This window comes from Arthrobacter sp. (genome assembly GCF_031988865.1).
Lineage (GTDB): Bacteria > Actinomycetota > Actinomycetes > Actinomycetales > Micrococcaceae > Arthrobacter_B.
Map to the genome: position 1 here is coordinate 1 of NZ_DALZXY010000078.1, position 3216 is coordinate 3216.

Consider the following 3216-nt stretch of genomic DNA (forward strand, 5'->3'; position numbering starts at 1 on the left):
GGGCCAGTTCGGCGAAGAGTTCCTGTGCCAGCGCGACGGCGGCCCGGCATTCCCGGGGAAGTTCAGCAATCGCCCTCCCGGAGACCAAAAGGTCCGCCTCGATGTCATCCAGGAGCCGGTGCTTATCGGCCTCGGTGAACGCAGCCACGGTAATCCCGGGGAAATAGCTGCGGCCCAGGGCTTCAAAGTCCTCCGCCAGGTCGCGCAGGAAGTTCACTTTCTGGAATGCCGCACCCAGCCGCCGGGCCCCTTCACGGAGGCGCTTCTCCTGGTCGGCCGGCACCTCCACGCCGTCCAGGAAACATTGCAGGCACATCAGGCCCACCACTTCGGCTGACCCGTACACGTAGTCGTCGAAGGACTCCCCGGTGTGCTCGGCCCGCGAAAGGTCAGCCCGCATCGAGCGGAAGAACGGCGCTGTCAGGTCCGGACCGATTCCAGTCCGGCGTGCGGTCAGGGCAAAGGCATGAACCACCAGATTCACGCTGTAGCCCGTCCGCAGCGCTTCAATGACTTCGGCTTCCAGGTCATCGAGCAGCCGGGCGATCGCAGCGGGAGGGATGTCCGCGGCCGCGGCGACGCCGTCCACAATCTCGTCAGCGAGGCGGACCAGCGCGTAGATCGTTTCGATCTGCCGCCGGGTGCGCGGGGCGAGCAGCCGCGAGGCGAGCCCAAACGAGGTCGAATATGTCCTGATCATTACCGCGGCCGTTTCAGCGGCCGCCCGATTATACAGCTGCAGCCCAGACTCCTGCACCATGGTCACCGTCCCCGGTTCACGGAGGAGGAGACGACGGCGTCGAGCATCGCTGCGAGTCCGGCCGGCAGTTCCGCGCAGTCCAGATGGCGGCGCGCGCTGGCCGCGTAGTCCGCTGCGAGGTTCTGCGCATAATCGCGGGCCCCGCAGGCCACCAGGAGGTCCCGGGCGCGGTCCGCGTCCGCGGGCTGCATATCCGGGCGGCCGATGATCTCGGAGAGCTCTGCCCAGCAGGGCGTTTGGGCTGCGTACGCGATCAGCACGGTGCGCTTGCCCTCCCGGAGGTCGCCGAGGCTGGACTTGCCGGTGGCGCTTTCGTTGCCGAAGACCCCCAGCAGGTCATCGACCACCTGGTAGGCGATTCCGGTGTCCCTTCCGAAGCGGCCCAGGGCGGCGACGGCGTCGGTCCCCGCTCCGGCCAGCACGGCCCCGGCCCGCAGCGGCGCTTCGAAGGAGTACACGGCGGTCTTGAGCCGCTCCATCTCCAGGATCTCGCTGACGGGAGGAGCGCCCGGCTGGAAGGAGAAGTCGACGTCGATCAGCTCACCGCCGGCGGACGCGAAGACCGCGTCGTGGAGGATGCCGGCCAGCGCCTCGCGGGTGAATGGGTCGGTGTCCACCGAATCCAGGATGCGGAACGCTCCGCTGAGCGCCAGGTCCCCGGCGATGATTCCCACGGACAGTCCGCGGTGCCGCGCTGCCTCCGGTGCTTCACCCACCATTTCGGCCCGCCGCCGGTACACCCCCGGCACGTTGTCCTGGCCGCGGCGGACGAAGTCCAGGTCGATCACGTCGTCGTGGACGATCAGGGCCGTGTGCAGCAGCTCGAATGCTGCGCCGACGCGTGCTGCCGCACCCAGGTCCTGCCCGCCGAGGTGCGTGTAGGCAGTCATTACGATGCGTGGACGGAGCCGCTTGCCGCCGGCAGCGGATTCTTCGAGCGTCTCCCAAAGGCTAAGGTAGCTGGGACTGATACGCTCCGCGCGCTCCTTGGCCGCGGCAAAAAACCCGTCCAGGACACGTTCCACCTGCTGTTGGCCAGTTATCTCGTCAGGCAAGTGTTCTGTCTCCATGCATAAAGTAAACACTCTGATCGTTAGGGGAAGAAATGCCGCAACGCCGGGAAGAGGTCATTCTGGTCGATAATGAGGGGCGGTGCATAGGTACCGAGGACAAGTTCCTGGTCCATACCGAGAACACCCCGCTCCATCTGGCCTTCTCCACGCATGTCTACTCGCCGGACGGCCGAATCCTCGTTACGCGGCGGGCGCTGGGCAAGCTGACCTGGCCCGGAGTCTGGACCAACTCCTTCTGCGGCCATCCCGGTCCTGGGGAAGCCAACGAGGACGCCGTGGTGCGCCGGGCCGAACGTGAGCTGGGCCTGCGGCTGCGGGACATCGCCGTCGCTGTGCCGGATTTCCGCTACCGGGCAGTGGACGCTTCAGGCGTCGTCGAGAACGAGATCTGCCCCGTGTTCACCGCCGTCGCGGAGACGGATCCGGTACCGGCAGCGGATGAGGTCATGGACTGGGCGTGGACCGATCCGGCCAAACTGGTCGAGTCGGTGCGGCTGGCTCCGTGGGCGTTCAGTCCGTGGCTGGTTCTGCAGCTGCCCCTGCTGTACCCCGAAAACGCCTGATCCAGCGCTCCCACGGCGCTTCTGCGCGCCAGTGTACGGCCAGCGTGTGGAACGCCCGGCGGAACCGGCGGCGCAGGTTCGCTCCACCGAGCACCGCCCGCGGAGCCATGCCGACCACGAGGGAACGGTCCCACCCGCAGCGGTAGTCCAGGCCCACATGGGCACTGAGGCAGACGTCGTCGTGCTGCTCCGCATCGTCCCGGTGGACCCTGCTCCGGACGGATTCCCACACACTGGTCCGCAGTGCCAGGTTCGATCCGAAGAGCGGACGGTGCGCCAGCGCCAGGCGCATCGCCTGATAGTAGGAGCCGAGGTACAGCCAGGTGATGACCGGCCCCACCCCGGCCGGAAATCCGTAGAACCTGCCCGGCCCGCTGAGCACAGCGAGCTCCGGATCTTCCGCGAACCGCTGGGCAATGCGCTGCACCCAGTCGGGAGGGAGCACGCAGTCGGCGTCGCACCGCGCAATGATTTCCGCGCCCGCGGCGTCGTACCCGGCGGCCGCCGCCGCGGGGATGCCCGGGGATACTTCCCTGATGACGCGGGCACCGTGCCGGGCGGCCACTTCAACACTGTTGTCGGTGCTGTTGTTGTCCACCACGACGATTTCGGCCGGCAGAAGGGACTGCGCCGCCAGTGAGGCGAGGCAGGCTTCCAGTGCCGCGGCGTCGTTCAGGCAGGGAATAACAACGCTGACAGTGGGAAGCACACGGGCGGACACGCTTGTGATCCTACGCGGAAAACCACGGCCACTGCGCCCGCGGGACGTTTCTCCGGCAGACCCGGCAGCCCGGCTCGCGGCCCCCGGAAACGCAGCGGG

General features: G+C 67.6%; 4 protein-coding genes. 1 reads left to right on the top strand and 3 read right to left on the bottom strand.

The window, feature by feature from the left end:
• Both RTN46_RS13160 and RTN46_RS13165 read right to left on the bottom strand, forming a co-directional pair.
• On the bottom strand, positions 1–700 hold a 700-nt coding region (locus RTN46_RS13160), incomplete at its 3' end, for a squalene/phytoene synthase family protein (RefSeq protein WP_312182017.1).
• 62 nt (positions 701–762) lie between these two features.
• Positions 763–1815 (bottom strand): polyprenyl synthetase family protein, encoded by a 1053-nt coding sequence (locus tag RTN46_RS13165; protein ID WP_312182019.1) that lies wholly within the window; start codon positions 1813–1815, stop codon positions 763–765.
• Positions 1816–1865: 50 nt separating this feature from the next.
• Here RTN46_RS13165 and idi point away from each other — a divergent pair, with 50 nt between their 5' ends.
• Positions 1866–2396: an isopentenyl-diphosphate Delta-isomerase gene (gene idi, locus RTN46_RS13170; protein ID WP_312182020.1), complete on the top strand. Its 531-nt coding sequence runs from the start codon at positions 1866–1868 to the stop codon at positions 2394–2396.
• Here idi and RTN46_RS13175 read toward each other — a convergent pair.
• A complete protein-coding gene (locus RTN46_RS13175) occupies positions 2344–3117 on the bottom strand; it encodes a glycosyltransferase family 2 protein (protein ID WP_312182022.1) in 774 nt (257 codons plus the stop codon). The genes idi and RTN46_RS13175 overlap by 53 nt on opposite strands.
• Between the last annotated feature and the right edge of the window lie 99 nt (positions 3118–3216).